Below are 19,501 nucleotides of genomic sequence, written 5' to 3'. Positions count from 1 at the left end.
TGGGGTCAGGCACGCTTTCTTGCGGTCTTTTTCTTCGCTGGCGTTCCGCGGCTTCCCGCCTTGAACTTCAGCATCTTCTTGGGACGAATAGCCGCAGCCATCTGCTCCCGGGCCAGGGACAGCACTACGCCAACGGCACAGAGCGACATCAGCAGGGCGGAGCCGCCATAGGAGATGAAGGGCAACGGAACGCCGATGACGGGCATCAGCCCGGTCACCACGGCCATGTTGACGGTGGCCTGGCCCAGCAGCCACACCATGATGGTGCCGGCCAGCACACGGTGGAACACATCCTCCTGGGCCACCACAACGCGGTAGATCGCCGCACCGAGGATGGCAAAGAGGATCAGTACGACGACGGTTCCCACCAGACCGAGTTCCTCGCCGATGATGGCGAAGATGAAGTCGTTGTGGGCTTCCGGGATCCAGCTGTACTTCTGCCGGCTTTGGCCGAGGCCCACCCCGAACCAGCCGCCGGAGGCAAGCCCGTAGAGGCCGTTGGTTGCCTGGTAGTTCGCGTCGATGCCGTCGGCACAGGACTGCCCCGTCCACCACGAGGTGATGCGGCAGACTCGGTTGGGGCTGGTGATTGCCATGATGGCAGCTCCGGCGGCTCCCACCAGGCCTGCGATGCCGAAGAAGTAGAGGGGTGCCCCGGCAAAGAACAGGGCGGCGGCGGTGATCATCATGATGATCATGGCGGTACCGAGGTCGTTGCCCACCATGACCAGCACGATGACGGCTCCGGCCATGGGCACGGCGGGGACCGCCACGTGCTGCCAGCGGCTGAGCAGCCTGCCCTTCCTCGCCAGGACCGTGGCCATCCAGAGCGCCAGGGCAAGCTTTGATGCCTCGGACGGCTGGAAGGTGATGCCGCCGATGTCGATCCAGTTCTTGTTGCCGTTGACCTCAGCGCCCACCACCTGGACCAGGACCAGGAGGACCAGCGCAACGCCGATGGCGATCCAGGCCAGCCGCTTCAGCCACGTGACGTTGATGCGGGAGAGCACGAACATCGTGAAGATACCGATGCCCGCGAACATGCCCTGCTTGAGTGCATCACCATAGGGTGACTTCCCGGCCGCAATCGACTCCACGCTGGAGGCCGAAAGGACCATCATGATGCCGATCGCGGTCAGCGCCAGGGTGGAGCCCAGAATGAGGTAGTAGGTGGAGCCGTTCCGGGATGTCCCGTTGCCTTCGAGTGCGGACCAGAACCTGCGGCGGAGGGTCCTCAGCCGTGCGGGCAGGGTTGCCGGTGGCCGGACAGGAGTGGCTGAGGAACCGGGACCAGGCGTGCGCGCGGGCTGCTGCCGGGTGGGCGTGCTGGCCATCGTTACTCCTCGCCGGTCTGGGCCTGCCCTTCCACCAGCTCGCGGACAGCTTTGATGAAAGTGTCGCCACGGTGAGCATAGGAAGAGAACTGATCCATGGACGCAGCTGCCGGAGCCATCAGTACGGTATCGCCGGAACCGGCAACCGAGGCTGCTGACGCAACGGCCAGGGACATCACCTGTTCCCCGGAAAGGGTTCCGGGGTCCACGGCACCAGACGCTGCAGCAGTCTGCACCTCTTCAGTGTCACCCGCCGCGGCCATAATTACCGGGACATCCGGTGCGTGTCGCTGGAGGGCACCACTAAGCACCGAGGTATCGGCGCCGATCAGTACCACGGCCTTGAGCCGGTGGGCATGCTCACGCACAAGATCGTCATAGGACACGCCCTTGGAGAGGCCGCCGGCGATCCACACCACATTGCTGAAGGCTGCCAGCGAGGCGGCGGCGGCGTGCGGGTTGGTCGCCTTGGAGTCATTGATCCAGAGCACGCCGTTGTGGCGTGCGACGGGCTGGATCCGGTGGTCTCCGGGAATGTAGTCGCGGATGCCCTGGCGGACGGCGGCGGCGTCCACGCCATAAGCCCGGACCAGGCCGGCGGCCGCGAGGGCGTTGGCCACCATGTGGCGGGGAGCGAAGGCGCCAAGATCGGCCATCGAGGCGAGCTCCGCCGCGCTGTCCTTGCGCTCCTCGATGAACGCCCGGTCCACCAGGAGCCCTTCCACCACGCCGAGCATGCTGATGGCCGGCGTGACGGTAGTGAAGCCGACGGCGCGGCAGCCTTCAACGACGTCGGCGTTTTCCACCATGCGCTCGGTTTCGAACTGCTCAGCGTTGTAGATGCAGGCCTTCTGGGTCTGTTCGTAGACCTTGGCTTTGTCCGCCAGGTAGGAGTCGTAGGAGCCGTGCCAGTCAACATGGTCCTCGGCGACGTTGAGGCATACGCTCGCCACGGGGGACAGCGACTCGGCCCAGTGCAGCTGGAAGCTGGAGAGTTCGACGGCGAAGACGTCGTACTCGATGGGGTCCCGGATGGCATCGAGGATGGGCGTGCCCACGTTGCCGACGGCGACGGCCTTGAGGCCGGCGGCGCGGAGCATGGATTCGGTGAGCCCAACAGTGGTGGTCTTCCCGTTCGTGCCCGTGATGGCGAGCCAGTCCGCCGTCTTCATCCCTTCCCGGACACGCACCCGCCACGCGAGTTCAACGTCTCCCCAGACCGGTATGTGGGCCCGTGCGGCGGCGGCAAGGAGGGCCTGGTCGGGACGCCAACCGGGCGAAGTGACGATCAGTTCCGGCAACTCGCCGTCGATACGGGGAATCCTGCTGACTGCATCCTCGCCCAGCAGCACATCGGCTGCACCCACGATTTTGAGTGTTTCGGCGTGCGCCCTGGCCTTGTCGCTGGTGGCCCCGTCAACCACCACGACGCGGGCACCGAGCTCGATCAGCGTGTCTGCCGCCGCGAACCCGGAGACGCCGATGCCGGTGACAACCACCCGCAGTCCGGCCCAGTCGGAGTCCCAGGAGACGAGGTTTTGGAGGCGGGGAGAAACGGTCACAGCAGCACAACCCATTCAGCGTAGAAAATGCCAAGGCCGACGGCGACAAAGAGGCCGCCCAGGATCCAGAACCGGACCACCACCGTCACTTCGGCCCAGCCCTTCAGCTCGAAGTGGTGCTGCAGCGGGGCCATCTTGAAGATTCGCTTGCCGCCGGTTGCCTTGAAGTAGCCCACCTGGATGATGACGGACAGGGTGATCAGGACGAACAGGCCGCCGATGATACCCAGCAGCAGTTCGGTCCTGGAGAGAATGGCGAAGCCGGCGATGGCACCGCCGATGGCGAGGGAACCGGTGTCCCCCATGAAGATCTTGGCCGGCGAAGTGTTCCACCAGAGGAATCCAACCAGCGCGGCACTCATGATCGCCGCCAGCAGGGCAAGGTCCAACGGGTCCCGGACCAGGTAGCAGCCGCCGCCGGTTTCCCTTGGCGAGCCGCAGGCCTGGTTGCTTTGCCAGATGCCCATCAGCGTGTACGCCCCGAAAACCATCACAGAGGCGCCGGCCGCCAGCCCGTCGAGGCCGTCGGTCAGGTTCACCCCGTTCGTCGCGGCGGTGACGATCAGGTTGGACCAGATCACAAACAGGATGGCGCCCAGGACGGTTCCGCCGAAAGCCAGGTCCAGCCACGGAAGGTCCCGGACCAGCGAGATCTTGGTGGAGGCCGGTGCGAGTCCGTCCTCATTGGGAAAGTTCAGGGCCAGCACCGCGAAGATGATGCCCACGGCGGCCTGCAGGATGAGTTTTGCCTTGGCGTTCAGGCCAAGGCTCCGCTGCCGCGAAATCTTGATGAAGTCGTCCAGGAATCCCACCAGGCCCATCCCCACCATCAGGAACAGCAGGATCAGGGCCGAGGCTGATGGCCCAGGCGCATCCGGGTTCATCATGAACATGATGAGGTGGGTGAAGCCGTAGCTGAGCAGCACCGCAGCCACCACAACCGTGCCGCCCATGGTGGGCGTGCCGCGCTTGGTGTGGTGCGAGGTGGGCCCGTCGTCCCGGATGAATTGGCCGTAGCCGCGGCGGACCAGGAGCCGGATGAAAAGAGGAGTTCCCACCAGTGCGCACAACAGGGCCAGTCCGGCGCCGATCAAAAGTGCAATCACAGCAGAGTGCTCCTTTCATCGGCGGGTTGGGAAGTTGGGGGTAATGCTATCCGATCGCCCAAATGGCGCAGTCCGACGCTGTTGGAGGACTTGAACAGCACCAGGTCGCCGGGCTCGAGTTCGGCGTTGAGAAGTTCGTAAGCTTCCTCCGCAGTCTCCGCGAAGACACATTCGTCTCCCCAGGATCCTTCCTGGACCGCTGAGACGTACAGCGGACGGGCTTCACGGCCCACCACCACCAGCCGGGAAATGTTCAGGCGGACCACCTGGGTGCCCACCGCGGTGTGTTCCCGGATCGTGTCATCGCCGAGTTCCAGCATGGCGCCCAGCACAGCCCAGGTGCGGCGTCCGCGCCCCAGGTCGGCCAGCGTCCGGAGCGCCGCCCTCATGGATTCGGGGTTGGCGTTGTAGGCGTCGTTGATGATGGTGACGCCGTCGGCCCGCTCGGTCCGTTCCATGCGCCAGCGGCTGGCTGCGGCCTGGTTGCTGAGTCCCGAGGCGATGTCTGCACCCGGCACCCCGGCGGCGTAGGCCGCAGTTGCCGCTGCGAGGAGGTTACCCGTGTGGTGGGCGCCAATGAGCCGGCTGGAGACGTGGTGGGGACCGTCGCCGGCAGGCAACAGGAGGTCGAACTCGGGGTTGCCGGCGGAGTTGGTGTCGGCATTGAGCGCCAGCACGGCAGCGTCAGCATGGCCTTCCGCCGAGAAGCCAAGCACGGTTGCCTTGGTGCGGCTCCGCATGGCGGCTACCCGGTCGTCGTCGAGGTTGATGATGGCCGTCCCGTTGGCGGCCAGGCCTTCAACCAGTTCGCCTTTGGCGCGGGCGATGTTGTCCACTCCCCCGAATTCACCTGCATGGGCTGTGCCGACAACCAGCACGACGCCGATATCCGGTTTGACCATCTCCATGAGGTACTTGATGTGGCCAACGCCGGTGGCGCCCATCTCGATCACGAGGTAACGGGTGTCAGTATTCGCCTGGAAGACTGTCAGCGGCACTCCGACTTCACCGTTGTAGGAACCTTTCGGCGCCACGGTGTTGCCCCTTGCGGCGAAGATCCCGGCCAGCAGGTCTTTGGTGGTGGTTTTGCCGGCGGAACCGGTGATGCCAACCACTGTCAGTTCTTCGCCGGCTTCAGCGCGGGCGGCGCGGATGCGGCGGACGGCCTCCGCTGCCAGCGCACCCATGGCCAGGACAGCGTCCGGCACCAGTACCGAAGGAAGCGGCGTTCCGTCTGCTGCGGCAACGGGCCGTTCAGCCAGCGCCAGCACCGCTCCGGCTTCGAAGGCGGCGGCGGCGAAATCGTGCCCGTCCGCGTGCTCGCCCGGTTTGGCGACGTAGAGCGAACCCGGTGTGGCTTCGCGTGAATCCGTAACCACCGTCAGGGGCGTGATTCCGGGATCGGCGTCCAGGCGCCCGCTGGTGATTTCGGCGATCTCCGCCGCAGTAAATGCAATCATCTCGGTCTAGGACTCTATCCGGTCGTCTTGGAGAACGTTGAATCCCCTGGCTGTCAAGGCGGTGCGCAGTTCCACGCGGTCGTCCAGCGCCAGGTTGACGCCTTTCACTTCCTGCCAGACTTCGTGTCCGCGTCCGGCCACGAGGATGGTGTCCTCCGGCCGCGCCAGCTCCACAGCCCGGCGGATGGCCTCGGCCCGCGGAAACACCTCCAGCACCTCACAGGGCAGTCCTTCGCTGTCCCGGGCCTCCAGTGCACCGGCAAGGACGTCGCTGCGGATGGCGGCGTCATCCTCGTCGTGGGGGTCGTCGTCAGTGACGATGACGGTATCCGCAAGACGCGCGGCGATTGCGCCCATGGCCGGCCGCTTGCCCTGGTCGCGCTGCCCGGTGGCACCAAAAACGACGATGGTCCGCGACCCCGGCTCCGGCGCCCGGACCGCTTCCAGGGCGCGTGCCAGCGCGTCCGTGTTGTGGGCAAAGTCGACGACGGCGGCCGGCCGCTCACAGACCAGCTGCATGCGGCCGGGCACGGCCACGGTGAAGGGGTCCGCGGCGTCGAGGGCGGCCTGCAGGTCCGCGGGCTCCACGCCTGATTCGAGCACCATGAGTGCCGCCAGGGCTGCGTTCGCGACGTTGAACGTTCCGGGAAGGCCCGTATGGACACGGAATTCGGCACCGCCTGGTCCGCGCAGCGTGAACTCGGTCCCGAGCCCGCGCGGGGCCGTGGCGGTGACTTTCCAGTCCGCATCCGCGCCCTGCCCGGCAGCGAGGGTAGTGACCGGCACCCCGGCGCTGTCGGCCAGCCGCCGGCCCCACTCGTCGTCGACCGTTACCACTGCCCGGCGCGCACGGCGGGGTGTGAAAAGCTCAGCCTTCGTGGCTAAGTAATCGTCCATGGTGCCGTGCAGGTCCAGGTGGTCCTGGGTCAGGTTGGTAAACCCGGCGACGTCGAACACCACCCCGTCCACGCGCTGGTACGAGATGGCATGGGAGGACACCTCCATGGACGCGGCCGAGAGCCCCCTCTCCCGCATGAGCGCAAGAAGTCCGTGCACATCGGTTGATTCGGGGGTGGTGAGCAGGCTGGGAATTGGTTCGCTGCCGGCCAGGATCTCGATGGTGCCGATGAGCCCGGCGCGGTGGCCGAGGGCCTTGAGCAGCGAGTTGATGAAGTAGGTTGTGGTGGTCTTGCCGTTAGTCCCGGTCACGCCGAACAGCTTGAAGGCGCCGTCGGCAGCGTTCCTGCTGCCGTAAATCATGGCCGAGAGCGGCCCCACGACGTTGCGCGGCGCGTCCACCACCAGCACCGGCACCGGCGTGTCCGTTGACAGGGCCTGGAGGCGGGCACCGGCGCCGTCCGTCAAGACGGCGGCGGCACCGGCGTCGATCGCCTGCGCTGCAAAATCGGCACCGTGCCGCACCGCACCCGGCAGTGCAACGTACAGGTCCCCCCGTTCCACGGCACGCGAATCCAGGGAGATGCCGGTAACGGGTGTGTCGGCAGCGGGCGCAGGGACGGCGACACCGACAGCCTTCCCTATGCTGCCCAGCGGGACTGCCGGCACCACTGACGGCCGGAACCTGGCCTTTGATGCCGAAGCCTCGGGGAGGGCGCTGCCCTGGGACGGGTTGAACTCAGACAAGGAATCTCCGATGGTGCTAGTGGAACGTGGCCGGCAGGCATCCTGCCGCGCGCTGGTGCGGCCGGAAACCGGGTGCTACTTGGCGAACTGGGGCAGCCTGGCCGGCTCGCCGGTGGACGGCTGGACGTTGTACATCCGCAGTGCCTGGCTCATGACCGACCGGAAGACCGGTCCGTTGGTAATCCCGTAGATGCTGCCCTTCGGCCGCTGGAGTACCACCTCAACAATAAACCGCGGATCATCCATGGGTGCCATCCCCACAAGGGAGGCGGTGTAGCCGCAGTATCCTGCACCATCGTCGCACGGCGATTCCGACGTGCCTGTCTTTGCGCCAACACGGTAGCCGTCAATGCCGGCATCCTTGATCTGGCCCTCGGTGACTGCGCTTTCCAGGATGTCCTGGACCTGCTGCGCGGTGCTGTCCGAGACGACGCGCCTCGGTTCAGCGGCCGGTACCTTCTCCTCGGTGCCGTCAGGCGCGATGTAGGAGTCGATGAGGCGGGGCTGGAGCATGACGCCGTTGTTGGCGATCGACTGGAAGGCACGGACGGTCTGCAGGGTGGACTGGGAAACACCCTGGCCGAAAAGCACGGTGTATTCCTGCCGGCCGTCCCATTGCTCCCAGGGGGCCAGGATGCCGGACGCGGTGGCCGGAAGCCCGATGTCCGGTGCCTCTCCGATTCCAAATTTCTGCAACCATTCATACCGCTGCTGTTTGCTCAGCCGTTGGCCGGCCATCACCGTGCCGGTGTTCATCGAATAGCCCAGGATGCCGGCGAGCGTACGTTCCTCGGTGCCGTGCGCGAAGGAGTCACTGAACGTCTGGCCATCGACTGTGTAGGAAGGTCCGAGGGTGAAGGTATCCAGTGGACCGGCCTTGCCTTCTTCGATCAGGGCTGCCACCGTCATCATCTTTGTCACCGAACCGGGTTCGTAGGCAGCTGTGACGGCGCGGACGCCACGGTCCTTGGCTGCCACCCGGCCGGGATCGTTGGGATCGGGGGCGTTGGTGTCAGCCATAGCCACCAGGTCGCCGGTCTTGGCATCCATCACGATGATGACGCCCCATTCGGCGCCGAGTTTGTCCGTCTGGCTCTGGATTGCCTGCTGCGCGAAGTATTGGAGGTCTGAGTTGATAGTGAGCTTGACGTCCTTGCCGTCCTCGGGCGGCGTCAGCTCGTCCATGCCCACCGGAATCCGCAGGCCGTCGGCGCCAATCTCGAACAATCGCTTGCCGTCCTCGCCACGCAGCAGCTCGTCCTGGGTCTGTTCGATGCCTGCCTGGCCGGTGTTGCCATCCTTGAGGAAACCGACAATGCCACCCGCCACGGACCCGTTGGGGTAGACCCGCTTGCTGACGCCTTCCGTGACGATGCCGGGAATCTGGAGTTTCGAGATGCGGTCCTCAACGTCGGGCTTTACGTCCTTGGCCACGATGTAGTACGGACGGTCGCCCGTGGTCGCTTCACGGATCGCGTCCTTGTCCATCCCGAGCGCAGCGGCCAGTTCGTCGAGCCCCTGGTCGCGGGACACGTCCACCAGCTTTTCGTTGGCCTCATCCAGGCGCTTGAAGCTTTCGGTCTTGGTGTTGACGCGCTGGTCAACCACCACGTTGTAGCGGATGACGCTGTTGGCCAGGACGGTGCCGTCCGCGTCCAGGATGCTGCCCCGCTCCGCTGGCAGGACGGTTTCCGTCATCCGCTTGTTGAGCGCCGCCGCGGCCATGCCGCCAACGTCCAGGCCTTGGACGAGGAACAGTTTGCCGCCTACCACCAACAGGAGCGTGAGCATGATGCCCAGCCCCAGCCGCAGCCGCCTGGTGGCATTGGGCACCTTGCTGTTACTTGCTTTGCCGGTCCTCTGCGCCACCGTGGATGTCCTTGCTGCTCGACCCTGTTGCCTGTCCGGCCTGCCTGTTACTGCCCTGGAACTTTTTGCTGGGGCACCGGAACGGTTCCGCCGTGCAGTTCGGCCGGCGGCACCTCCGCGGCAGGCGCAGCCGGAGCCTGGGCAGCTGCATCTGCGGCCGGTGCGGCCGCTGCGTCCGCGGCAGCAGCTGCGGCGGCGGGAGCTGCAGCAGCCGGGGTGTTGGCGGGTGCCGGGTCCTCGACCGGCTTTCGGCTTTCGAGCGGTTCGCCCTTGGTGGCCGGCGGGACCACAAGGAGCTGGCCGGCCACTGCCGGAGCAGGAATCACGGCCCCCTCGGATGCTCCCTTAACTGCCGGCGTCGCCTTGCCTGTGACGGAGAGCGTTGACAGGTCGATCTGCCCCTTGACGGTGGAGGCCACCATTCCAAGGTCCTTCGCCTTCGCCGCCAGGTTCTGCGGAGCCTCGAAGTTCTGCACCTGTTGGGTGAGGTCCTGGTTCTGCTTGGTGAGGGTGCTCTGCCGGGCCCGGAGTTCCACCAGCTGGTACTGGGCCGTGGAAACGGAAATGTTCAGAACAAGCACCGCCACCAGGGCAACCGCAAGCATGGCGAAACAAAGCACCACGAACGGCAGCCGCCGCTTCCTGGGTGCCGTGCGCACCACGGAGAGGGGCGTGCGGCTTTTGCGGCCCTCCCCCGGTGATCCTGCCGGCGAACTTCCGCTGGCTGCCAAACTGCCGGAGACGACGGGAAAGTTCTTGACGGCAGCGGTGCTCATGCAGCTCTCCTGGCTCTGATTCGTTCTGCCGCCCGCAGCCTGGCTGATGCTGCGCGCGGGTTTTCGGCAATTTCGACGGCGGTTGGCACCTCTGTGCCTTTGGTCAGGGTCTTCAGTTCGGGCTTGTGCTCCTCCAGTTCCACCGGAAAGCCGAGCGGAGCGGAGGATTTGGAACGGGACTGGAAAACGCTCTTGACGATTTTGTCCTCGAGGGAGTGGTAAGACATCACCACGATGCGTCCGCCCAGCGCCGTTGCTTCGACGGCAGCAGGAACCGCGCGTTCCAGGACGTCCAGTTCCTCATTGACCTCAATGCGCAACGCCTGGAACGTCCTCTTGGCAGGATGTCCGCCGGATTTGGCCGCCGAGGCAGGCACCACGGAACGGATCTGTTCCACCAGCTCCCCGGTGGTAGTAAAGGGCTTGGCGGCGCGCGCGGTCACGATCCTGTTCGCAATGCGGCCGGCGAATTTCTCCTCACCCCATTTGCGGATGATCCGGACCAGCTCGTCCTCGCTGTAGGTGTTCACGACGTCGGCGGCCGTCTGGCCCCGGCTGGTGTCCATGCGCATGTCCAGCGGCGCGTCAAAAGAGTACGCGAAGCCACGTTCCCGTTCGTCCAGCTGGAGTGACGAAACACCGAGGTCCATCAGGACCCCGTGAACTTCCTGAACACCGAGGTCGGCAAGGACATCCGCAATCTCGTCGTAGACGGCATGCACCAGGTCGGTCCGCGACGCGAAAGGTTCCAGCCGCTCTCCGGCCAGCGCAAGGGCCTCTTCATCCCGGTCGATGCCGATGAGGTGGAGGTCGGGGAAACGCTGGAGCATGGCCTCGGAGTGTCCGCCCATACCGAGTGTCGCATCAATGGCAACGGGAGTTTCACCACGGAGCCTGGCGGCTTCGAAACCCGGCGCCAACAAATTAATGCACCGGTCCCGCAGGACCGGTACATGGCGTTCGGACGCGGGTCTGGGTTGTTCGTTCACGCCTCATCCTTTCCCGCCATCGTCGTCACCATGCCTGCTTCTTGGGCCAGATCCCCATCCGCGCCTACCGTCCCGCCCGCCTGGCTCCGGGGAAGTGAGTCAGGTTGGCCGGCCGATGGGCGGCTGGAGATCTCATCCAAGAAACTCCGGACCCTGCCCTTTCCGGTATTCAGAGAATGCCCGGAATGGGGTCATCGGTTTCCGAGAAAGCCGTCTCTTTCTCGGCGAGGTATTCACTCCAGGCCTGGGCGTCCCAGATCTCCGCACGGGATCCTGCGCCGATGACGGCAAGTTCCCGGCCGAGTCCTGCATACTCCCGGAGCGCGGGAGGAATTGTCACGCGCCCCTGCTTGTCAGGTACCTCGTCAGAGGCTCCAGAGAGGAAGACACGGATGTAGTCACGCGCCTGCTTGGAGGAGATTGGTGCCTCCCGCATCTGCTCGTGGACCCGCGCAAATTCCGCCTCACTGAAGACGTAGATGCAACGCTCCTGGCCCCTTGTGAGCACCAGCCCGGCGGCAAGCTCCTCGCGAAACTTGGCGGGGAGAATGATCCGCCCCTTTTCATCCAGACGCGGCGAGTGAGTGCCCAGAAACACTGGCCCACCGCCTGTCCGCTGTCAGGAACTGCACATCCCCTAATGTTGCAACCACCCTCTTATGTCCTCCACCTTACTCCACTTTCCCCCACAGTCAACGCAGAACGCGCCCCCCACATGCACTTTTAGGGGCGACGGGCCGCGAAAGAACGGGAAATTCGCTGGTGGTGGGAAGTGGAGGGGTTTTGGTGTACCGAGCGGCACCGGATGGCTCAGGCCGGGCAGGAAGCGTACAGCCAGCCTTGGGTTCGCGTGCCCGGGCGGAAAAGACAGGCTTAAATGCGAAAAGACCCCCGCGGGGGTCTTTTCGCGCGCACTCCCCTGGCAGGGGGAGGAAAGTGGAGGGGTGGGATACCGGAGGCGGCTAGGGCTCGCCCCGGCGCCGTTCGTCCCAACGCTCCTCAAGGTTGCTCATGAACGAACTCCGTTGCTTGCCGGGTTTCCCCCGTCCGGCCTTGGAGCCGGGCTTGGCCGCTGAAGAACTGCGCATCGTGGCGAAGTAGACGCCGCCGCCCATGACGATGAAACCCAGGACGCCGACGAAGATGTTCTGCAGCGTGACACCGACCAATAACAGGAAGACGCCCGCAAGGGCGCAGAGGACGCCGATCACCACGTGCCGCGTTGACCACGAACGTCCGGGATCGGACCCCATGGAATTCGCGAACTTCGGGTCGTCCTCGTGAAGCTGCTTCTCCAGTTGCTCAAGCAGCTTCTGTTCGTGCTCCGACAGCGGCATCACGACCTCCTTTGTAGGCCAACGTCCGGGCTGGTTCCCAGCCACTACTACAGCACCTTTAACGACTGTTGTGCCTATACGGTTCCCGCTCCGCCGGCTTTGGCGGAAGCTGGAACCTGGCACGCGGCCGCGGGAGCGGGAGCATGTCCAAGAGGGTCCGGCAGTATGTCCAGTCACTCAGAAACTATGTACATCTAAGGATAGTTTGTTCAGGGCCTTTCTGAAAGACGGCAATGACGCTCCGGAGAGCCGCCGCACCCGCTTTCCTGCGCGGCTTCACGCTCCTTCGCCGGCACCGCTGCCGGGCTCCATCAGCCGGGCCGGAAGGACCGATTTGCTGCCGAATTTCCGGGTCACTTCGTCCAGGGCCTGCTCTGCCGCCCGCCAGTTGTCGTCCCGCCGGTCGATGCTCAACTGGCGGGATGTCCGGGAAGCATCTTCCAGCTGTTCCGCCCTGACGCCCACAAGGCGCACGGACATGGCGCGGCTGCCCACTGAATTGAGCAACTGGAGTGCCACGCCGTAGATGAGCTGGGCGCTGTCCACGGGTGTCTGAAGCGTGCGGCTGCGGCTGATGGTCGAAAAGTCCGCAAAACGCAGCTTCAGCGCGACGGTGCGCGCCACCATTCCGGAACTGCGCAACCGTGCGGCGGTACGGTGGGACAGGCGGAGCAGCTCCCGGTGGAGGAGGGCGTCGTCCGTTGTATCCACCGCGAAGGTCTCTTCGGCCCCGATGCTCTTCTCCAGCCGTACCGGAGTGACCTGCCGCGGATCGATGCCCCAGGACAGCTGGTGAACGTGTTCCCCCGTGGCGCCGAGAGTCTTCCGGAGCGCCGATACCGGCGTTGCCGCAACATCCGCCACAGTGCGGATTCCCATTTTGGCCAGGACTTCAGCCGTCCTTGCACCCACGCCCCAGAGGGCAGAAACGGGCAGGCTGTGGAGATACGGGACTGCCTCGTCCGGCCCGATGAGAAGCAACCCGTCAGGCTTGCACCGGGTTGAGGCGATCTTGGCCACGAATTTGGTTTCGGCGACACCAACGGATGCAGTGATGCCCAGCTCCATGGCGACCTGCCGCCGGATGTGTTCCGCGATCTCCCCCGGCGGACCGAGCCTGCGGATGGCGCCGGTGACATCGAGGAACGCCTCATCGACGCTGAGCGGTTCGACGAGGTCCGTGACCGACTCGAAGATAGCCATCAGCTGCCGGGACACCTCGTAGTACAGCTTGTGCCGGGGTTCGATAATGACCGCCTGCGGGCACATGCGGGTTGCGACGGCCATCGGCATGGCCGACTTCACGCCGAACGCCCGCGCTTCGTAGGAGGCGGACAGCACCACGGACCGCTCGGCGGGAAAACCGACGATGACCGGCTTTCCCCGAAGGTCAGGCCGGGTCCGGAGCTCAACGGAGACGAAGAACGCATCCATGTCCACATGCATGATGCATGTGCGCCGGCGGCGGGGAAGGCGCTCTGCGGCTTGCTGATTCATACCGTCGTGCCCCACAACTGCAATCCTATCGGCAGGTACTGACTAAACTGGTGGCTGGCATCCGGCATCAACACCAGGAGGAAAGTCCCTGTGACGTTCTTTGGAAACTCCAAGCCAGCTGGCTTGGCCGCTCTCGCTGCCGGTGCAGTCCTGGCACTCGCGGCGTGCAGCCCCGGCCAGAACGCACCGGCCCCCGCTTCCTCCTCCGCCATGCCTGCCACAACCCAGCCCACCGTGACGGCTTCCGCCAGTCCCTCTGCCTCGCCCAATACCTCAGCCACAGTGGGCGCAGTTGTCGAGGGCTTTCCCCAGCAGCTGCTCCCCCTGATGCCCGGAGCCACGGTGGTGTCCAGCAGCTTTGACAAGGCCTCAGCGCCTGCAACGGCTGCCCTGGTAGCCACGGTGGGAGCTCCCCCGGCTGCTGTTATCGATTTCTACAGCAAGGCGCTTGAGGCACAGGGCTTTAAGGCGGTGCCCGGTGAAGCGGTTGGTTCTGTCGCCTCCAAAGACTTTGTCCGTGGCGACAACGAGACCGTGAACCTGTCGGTGGTGGAAGCCTCGGGAACAGCCACCTACACCATTGGCGCCAACGTGGCAGCTGAGACAGCCAAGTGACGGCCGGCGAACAACTACGGCACGAACAGGCGGATTTTGTAGCCGCGGTGGCCGGTGAGCTGACCGGATTCCTCACGGCGCGCCAGTCAGTGATGTCTGCCATCTCTCCTGACATCGACCCCATCATGGGGTCCATTTCCAACCTGGTGACCGGTGGCAAGCGCCTCCGTGCCCTGATGTGCTACTGGGGCTGGCGCGGCGCCGGCGGCCATGCCGGTGCCGGCGAGGTGGTTTCTGCGGGTGCAGCGCTGGAGCTGTTCCAAGCGGCCGCCCTGATTCATGACGACATCATTGACCGCTCGGATACGCGGCGGGGCGGACCAAGCGTCCACCGCCGGTTCAGCCAGCTGCACGGCGAGCAGGGCTGGGCGCTGGACAGTGAACGGTTCGGCCAGGCGGCAGCCATCCTGGCGGGGGACCTGTGCCTCTCCTTCAGCGAGGAGGCGTTCACGGACATCGGCGAACGTGCCGCATCAGGGAGCCGGGCACGGTTGATCTTCAATCTCATGCGGGCAGAAGTCATGGCCGGGCAGTACCTGGACATCCTCGAAGAAGTTGCGGGCCCGATGCGCGACCGTGCCGGCGCCGTCAGCCGCGCCCAGTCAATTATCCGTTTCAAGAGCGCAAAGTACTCAACTGAGCATCCGCTCGCCCTTGGCGGTGCCCTGGCCGGCGCTTCCGATGACTTGCTCAGGGGCTACTCGGCATTTGCGCTTCCCTTGGGCGAAGCGTTCCAGCTCCGCGATGACGTCCTGGGTGTGTTTGGCGACCCACTGGCCACCGGAAAGCCTGCCGGGGACGATTTGCGCGAGGGCAAGAGGACTGTCCTCGTAGCGCTGGCCCTGGACCAGGCTGCTCCCTCGGAGTCCGCTTTCCTCGATGCCCGCCTCGGCAGTCCGGACCTGTCCGACGACGACATTGACGAGATCCGGCGGATTATCGAGGAATCAGGGGCGCTCCAGGCTACCGAGGTCCTCATTGACGGCTTCGGTTCAGCCGCCTACGACGCCCTTGATGCACTTCCGCTCGACGAGCTGCCCAAAACCGCGCTCCGGAGGCTGGCTGAGGCGGCTGTCAGCCGGGCCTCCTAGGACAGCGCTGACCTCACCAGGCCAGGGTCTGTGCCCGGCGCCGAATCTCCGTCTTACGGCCTTCGCGCAGGGCATCGATGGGGCGTCCGCGCAGGGATTCGTCTTCGGTGAACAGCCAAACAATCAGGTCCTCATCGGAGTATCCGGCATCTGCCAGCACCACGATTGTGCCTTTGAGGCTGTCCACGATATGTCCGTCCTGGATGAAGGCTGCGGGCACGGACCTGATATTCCGCTCCCCTACCCGTAATGCCGCAAGCGCCCTTTCATCAATGAGGCTGTGAACCCTGGTGATGGGGATATTCAAAATGCCGGCTACATCGGGCAGGGGCAACCACTCGCCCACAAGGCTTTCTACGTTACTCACGGATCAAGGTTGCCACGCTGGGCATCCCACCGCCTAGTCGAACTGTGCCCTGCCCGCCGCTGACGTGCAGACACTCCGAAAACCTTTCCTTGCCGCTATTCCCGGATTTCTTGTGCTATCGCCAAATTCATGAGAGATTCACATTGTTCACGCTCGTAACAGCAATAACTTAAGTCACAGTAGTATCAGGAATACCAGCGGCATCCCCGCCCGCGCCCGCAGTTGAGAAGAGGATTCTTTACATGACGATGTCCCGCTCGCCCCATCGGCCCCCAAAGCCGAGCCTGCCCATGCTCGCCGCTACCACCGCGGCACTGCCTGCGGTCGTGTTGTCCTCCCTGGCCGTTGCGGAGCCCGCAGCTGCGGAAAAGCCGGCCCGTGCCATCCCTGCAACGCTTGCCGCCGCGATGGAAGCGCAGGCAGCCATGGCTAAGGGAGCCGTTATTCCTGCGTCTTCCGTATCAACGGCCATCCCCATGGCGTTCCGGCCGGCCCAGCCGTCCGCGCCCGCCGAGTACACGATTGTCCGCGGTGACACGATCAGCGCCATTGCCGGGCGGTTCGGCCTGAAGACCGCCGACGTGCTCAAGCTGAACAACCTGCAGGCGAACACCATCATCTACCCGGGCCAGAAGATCAAGCTGTCCGGTGATGGTGCGGCACCGGCCGCCCCGGCACCTGCCCCCGCTGCTGCTCCTGCCGGCGGCGGCGCCACCTACACCGTGAAGTCCGGGGACACCCTGGGCGCCATCGCCGCCCGGCACAACGTGAGCCTGGCCGATGTTTTCAGCTGGAACAACCTCAACATGCGCTCCATCATCTACCCGGGACAGAAAATCAAAGTGGGCGGGGGCGGCTCCGCTCCGGCACCGGCCGCACCGGCACCCGCACCTGCTCCGGCAGCCCTGGCCAACACCTCCGTAACCCCGGCACCTTCCGGCGGTTCCTACACGGTCAAGGCTGGAGACACGCTTTCCGGCATCGCATCCCGGCACGGCGTCAAGCTCTCGGAGCTTCTCACCGCAAACCGCATGAGCATGACCACCGTGATCTACCCGGGCAACAAGCTGGCCATCCCGGGCGGGTCCGGTGCTGCCCCGCAGCCGGCAGCTTCGGTTACCCCGCTTGTGCCGAGTTCCTTCCTGGGATTCAGCTATCCTGCAGCCGTGGTCAGCTCGGCCAACGAGAACAAGGCGCTCCTGAATGCTTCGCCGGTCCCGTCCCGGGCCGAGATGCGCAACATCGTCGCGGACGCTGCACGGCGGATGGGTGTGGATCCCGCTCTGGCGCTGGCTTTCGCGCACCAGGAGTCCGGTTTCGACCAGCGTGCTGTGTCCCCCGCGAATGCCATTGGCACCATGCAGGTCATTCCCAGCTCCGGCCAGTGGGCATCGGACCTGGTGGGGCGGAAGTTGAACCTGCTGGATCCGTACGATAACGCCACCGCCGGCGTTGCCATCATCCGCCAGCTCCTTGCCACCAGCAAGAACGAGGACAACGCCATCGCCGGCTACTACCAGGGCCAGTATTCAGTCAGTAAGTACGGCATGTACGAAGACACCAAGGCCTACGTCGCCGCCATCAAGGCGCACCGGAAGAATTTCGGCTAGCCGAAGCTTCATCACCGGCCGCACAAGCGGCAAGTGTTGTGGAACGGGTCCGGACCGGGGAAGGGTTCGGACCCGTTTTGCTGCGGGGACTAGGATCGAAGGGTGCAGGAACACGTGTCTGACCCTTTTGTAGGAACGCTGGTGGACAACCGTTATGCCGTCAGGTCACGGCTGGCGCGGGGAGGCATGTCCACCGTCTATCTTGCGGTGGACCAGCGGCTCGAACGTGACGTGGCATTGAAGGTCCTGCATCCCCACCTGGCCGCCGACGAGAACTTCCTGGGCCGGCTGGGGCGTGAGGCGAAGGCGGCTGCCCGCCTGTCGCACCCGCACGTGGTGGGCGTCCTTGACCAGGGAACGGACGGCCATACGGCATACCTGGTCATGGAGTACATCAAGGGCCACACCCTCCGGGAGGTCATCACCACGAAGGGAGCCTTGCCTCCGCGGCTTGCCCTGGCGCTGATCGATCCGGTGGTGGAGGGGCTGGCAGCCGCGCATGCGGCCGGCTTCATCCATCGCGACGTGAAGCCCGAGAACGTCCTCATCGCCGACGACGGCAGGATCAAGATCGGTGACTTTGGCCTTGCCCGGGCGGTCACTACGTCCACGAGCTCCGGAACCCTGATGGGGACTGTCGCCTACATGCCGCCCGAGCTTGTCCTGGGCAAGTCAGCCGACACCCGCAGCGATGTCTATTCCGTCGGAATCATGCTGTTCGAGATGCTCACCGGGCAGCAGCCGTTCGACGGCGAGGTTCCCATCCAGGTTGCCTACCAGCACGTCAACGGGACCGTAGGGCCGCCGTCGGACCTGGTCCCGGGACTTGCCACGGAAGTGGATGAGCTGGTGCAGTGGTGCACCGCCAACGACCCCGAAAACCGGCCTGTGGACGCCAACGCACTCCTGCAGGAACTCCGGCATATCCGCACCAATCTCTCGGACCGGGAGCTGGACCTGCAGCCACCGGCCGCCATCCCTGCTGGCCCCCCGGCGCTGGGAATAGCGCGGGAGCCGGTCCCGGCGCCGGATGAAGACTCCCGCAACCGCACTGAATCCATTGGCCAGGTCAGCAATCCCACAACGGTGATGCCGCCCGGCCGGCCGGCCCCGCCTCGGTACAGCCCCGTGCAAGGGCAGGAGCCAGGCAGGCGCGGCTCCGACCTATCGGCCACCCACGCAAGCCACGTCCTTACCCCGCCCGGCGAAGATAGTGAGGAGTCCTGGCCTGCCGCACCCGCATTGAGCAAGCGCGCCTTGCGCAAGGCGGACAAAGAGGAGGAGAGGGCCCGGGCCCGCGCTGCGGCCATGCCGGTGCGCACGCTGCGCGAGGGCAGTCCGCGGCGGCGCGGTGTCCTGTGGATTGTGGTCCTGGTCCTTGCCGCCCTGCTGGCCACCGGTGCCGGCTGGTTCTTCGGTATGGGTCCCGGCGCCGCAGCCACAATCCCTTCCGTGGCCAATAAGACGCTGGCGGAGGCGCAGCAGCTCCTGAGCACCGCCGGATTCAGGTCCACCACCCAGGACGTTTTCGACGACGACGTCCCTTCGGGCGTGGTGGTTGGCTCCGAGCCGGAAGCCGGAACAGAGATCCGGAAGTTCCAGCCCGTCTCGCTGATCGTGTCCAAGGGACCGCAGCTTTTCCCCCTGCCGCAACTGGAAGGCGGAACCCTGGACGAAGCCAAGAACGCCTTGAACGCTGCGGAAATGGCTCTGGGAACCGTTACCGGGGAGTTCAACGAGGAGACACCGGCGGGCATTGTCCTGGCCCAGGATCCCGCGCCCGGCACTCCGGCCCGGCGTGGAACTCCGGTGGCAATGGTCGTTTCCAAAGGCCCGGAACCCATCCCTGTGCCCTCCGTGGTGGGCAAGGACGAGGACGACGCCGTCGATGCGATCGAGGCAGCAGGCCTTAACGCCGAGGTGGCGCGGGAGGAAGTGTTCGACCGGAACATCCCGGAAGGCGCGGTGGTCAGCCAGGCACCGGCAGGCGGCACCCTGACCCGCGGCCAGACCGTCACCCTGACCATCTCGAAGGGGCCGCGGATGGTGGAGGTGCCCAGCTACATCGGCCGGCAGGCCGGAGAAGCGCGGCGTGCGCTTGAGGCCCTGGGGTTCGAGGTGCGGGTCAACAACATCCTGGGCGGCTTCTTCGGAACGGTCCGGGACCAGGATCCGGTGGACACCGAGGTCCCCGAGGGCTCGGTCATCACCCTGACCGTGGTGTAGGCGGCGGACCGCCTGCAC

At 65.3% G+C, this 19,501-nt stretch carries 16 protein-coding genes; 4 read left to right on the top strand and 12 right to left on the bottom strand.

Annotation, left to right across the window (positions count from 1 at the left end):
• Window positions 1-5 precede the first annotated feature (5 nt).
• The 11 genes from ftsW to dinB form a co-directional block, all read right to left on the bottom strand.
• Window positions 6-1,334 carry a putative lipid II flippase FtsW gene (gene ftsW / locus FDW83_RS15580; RefSeq protein ID WP_138138993.1) on the bottom strand — a complete coding sequence of 443 codons (1,329 nt, stop codon included), beginning with the start codon at window positions 1,332-1,334 and terminating at the stop codon, window positions 6-8.
• 2 nt (window positions 1,335-1,336) lie between these two features.
• Window positions 1,337-2,911: a UDP-N-acetylmuramoyl-L-alanine--D-glutamate ligase gene (gene murD / locus FDW83_RS15575; RefSeq protein ID WP_171027586.1), complete on the bottom strand. Its 1,575-nt coding sequence runs from the start codon at window positions 2,909-2,911 to the stop codon at window positions 1,337-1,339.
• Entirely contained in the window at window positions 2,893-4,002 is a 1,110-nt protein-coding gene (mraY, locus tag FDW83_RS15570) for a phospho-N-acetylmuramoyl-pentapeptide-transferase (protein WP_138138991.1), read from the bottom strand. Before mraY ends, murD begins: the two co-directional genes overlap by 19 nt.
• The gene (gene murF / locus FDW83_RS15565) at window positions 3,999-5,462 is read right to left on the bottom strand and encodes a UDP-N-acetylmuramoyl-tripeptide--D-alanyl-D-alanine ligase (RefSeq protein ID WP_138138990.1); all 1,464 of its coding nucleotides are present in this window, start codon (window positions 5,460-5,462) and stop codon (window positions 3,999-4,001) included. The genes mraY and murF overlap by 4 nt, the downstream gene beginning before the upstream one ends.
• A 6-nt stretch (window positions 5,463-5,468) precedes the next feature.
• Window positions 5,469-7,106, bottom strand: a complete 1,638-nt coding sequence (locus FDW83_RS15560) for a UDP-N-acetylmuramoyl-L-alanyl-D-glutamate--2,6-diaminopimelate ligase (RefSeq protein ID WP_138138989.1) — start codon at window positions 7,104-7,106, stop codon at window positions 5,469-5,471.
• Between the two features lie 75 nt (window positions 7,107-7,181).
• Window positions 7,182-8,975, bottom strand: a complete 1,794-nt coding sequence (locus FDW83_RS15555) for a penicillin-binding protein 2 (protein ID WP_138138988.1) — start codon at window positions 8,973-8,975, stop codon at window positions 7,182-7,184.
• A gap of 47 nt (window positions 8,976-9,022) precedes the next feature.
• Window positions 9,023-9,751 (bottom strand): hypothetical protein, encoded by a 729-nt coding sequence (locus FDW83_RS15550; protein ID WP_138138987.1) that lies wholly within the window; start codon window positions 9,749-9,751, stop codon window positions 9,023-9,025.
• Window positions 9,748-10,740: a 16S rRNA (cytosine(1402)-N(4))-methyltransferase RsmH gene (gene rsmH, locus FDW83_RS15545; protein WP_138138986.1), complete on the bottom strand. Its 993-nt coding sequence runs from the start codon at window positions 10,738-10,740 to the stop codon at window positions 9,748-9,750. Before rsmH ends, FDW83_RS15550 begins: the two co-directional genes overlap by 4 nt.
• A 169-nt stretch (window positions 10,741-10,909) precedes the next feature.
• A complete protein-coding gene (mraZ, locus tag FDW83_RS15540) occupies window positions 10,910-11,338 on the bottom strand; it encodes a division/cell wall cluster transcriptional repressor MraZ (RefSeq protein ID WP_138138985.1) in 429 nt (142 codons plus the stop codon).
• A gap of 364 nt (window positions 11,339-11,702) precedes the next feature.
• Window positions 11,703-12,077 carry a DUF3040 domain-containing protein gene (locus FDW83_RS15535; protein ID WP_138138984.1) on the bottom strand — a complete coding sequence of 125 codons (375 nt, stop codon included), beginning with the start codon at window positions 12,075-12,077 and terminating at the stop codon, window positions 11,703-11,705.
• Between the two features lie 276 nt (window positions 12,078-12,353).
• Window positions 12,354-13,574: a DNA polymerase IV gene (dinB, locus tag FDW83_RS15530; protein WP_138138983.1), complete on the bottom strand. Its 1,221-nt coding sequence runs from the start codon at window positions 13,572-13,574 to the stop codon at window positions 12,354-12,356.
• Window positions 13,575-13,664: 90 nt separating this feature from the next.
• Here dinB and FDW83_RS15525 point away from each other — a divergent pair, with 90 nt between their 5' ends.
• A complete protein-coding gene (locus FDW83_RS15525; RefSeq protein WP_138138982.1) occupies window positions 13,665-14,189 on the top strand; it encodes a hypothetical protein in 525 nt (174 codons plus the stop codon).
• Window positions 14,186-15,280 carry a polyprenyl synthetase family protein gene (locus FDW83_RS15520; protein ID WP_138138981.1) on the top strand — a complete coding sequence of 365 codons (1,095 nt, stop codon included), beginning with the start codon at window positions 14,186-14,188 and terminating at the stop codon, window positions 15,278-15,280. The genes FDW83_RS15525 and FDW83_RS15520 overlap by 4 nt, the downstream gene beginning before the upstream one ends.
• Window positions 15,281-15,293: 13 nt before the next feature.
• On the opposite strand, the gene FDW83_RS15515 is transcribed toward FDW83_RS15520, so the two are convergent.
• Window positions 15,294-15,647, bottom strand: a complete 354-nt coding sequence (locus tag FDW83_RS15515) for an Rv2175c family DNA-binding protein (protein ID WP_171027585.1) — start codon at window positions 15,645-15,647, stop codon at window positions 15,294-15,296.
• Between the two features lie 242 nt (window positions 15,648-15,889).
• Between FDW83_RS15515 and FDW83_RS15510 the strand changes: the two genes are divergently transcribed.
• Window positions 15,890-17,257, top strand: coding sequence for a lytic transglycosylase domain-containing protein (locus tag FDW83_RS15510; protein ID WP_138138980.1), 1,368 nt, complete (start codon window positions 15,890-15,892; stop codon window positions 17,255-17,257).
• A 102-nt stretch (window positions 17,258-17,359) separates the two neighbouring features.
• Complete coding sequence (locus FDW83_RS15505) at window positions 17,360-19,483, top strand: Stk1 family PASTA domain-containing Ser/Thr kinase (RefSeq protein ID WP_138138979.1); 2,124 nt, start codon at window positions 17,360-17,362, stop codon at window positions 19,481-19,483.
• Window positions 19,484-19,501 lie beyond the last annotated feature (18 nt).

Source organism: Pseudarthrobacter sp. NamE2 (genome assembly GCF_005796205.1).
Lineage (GTDB): Bacteria > Actinomycetota > Actinomycetes > Actinomycetales > Micrococcaceae > Arthrobacter.
This window is presented reverse-complemented; position numbering and strand designations above follow the sequence as displayed.

Bases quoted from the DNA above. Each gene is read 5' to 3' on its own strand.
- ftsW (WP_138138993.1), bottom strand. From the start codon at position 1,334: ATGGCCAGCACGCCCACCCGGCAGCAGCCCGCGCGCACGCCTGGTCCC.
- murD (WP_171027586.1), bottom strand. From the start codon at position 2,911: ATGGGTTGTGCTGCTGTGACCGTTTCTCCCCGCCTCCAAAACCTCGTC.
- murF (WP_138138990.1), bottom strand. From the start codon at position 5,462: ATGATTGCATTTACTGCGGCGGAGATCGCCGAAATCACCAGCGGGCGC.
- FDW83_RS15550 (WP_138138987.1), bottom strand. From the start codon at position 9,751: ATGAGCACCGCTGCCGTCAAGAACTTTCCCGTCGTCTCCGGCAGTTTG.
- FDW83_RS15535 (WP_138138984.1), bottom strand. From the start codon at position 12,077: ATGCCGCTGTCGGAGCACGAACAGAAGCTGCTTGAGCAACTGGAGAAG.
- dinB (WP_138138983.1), bottom strand. From the start codon at position 13,574: ATGAATCAGCAAGCCGCAGAGCGCCTTCCCCGCCGCCGGCGCACATGC.
- FDW83_RS15510 (WP_138138980.1), top strand. From the start codon at position 15,890: ATGACGATGTCCCGCTCGCCCCATCGGCCCCCAAAGCCGAGCCTGCCC.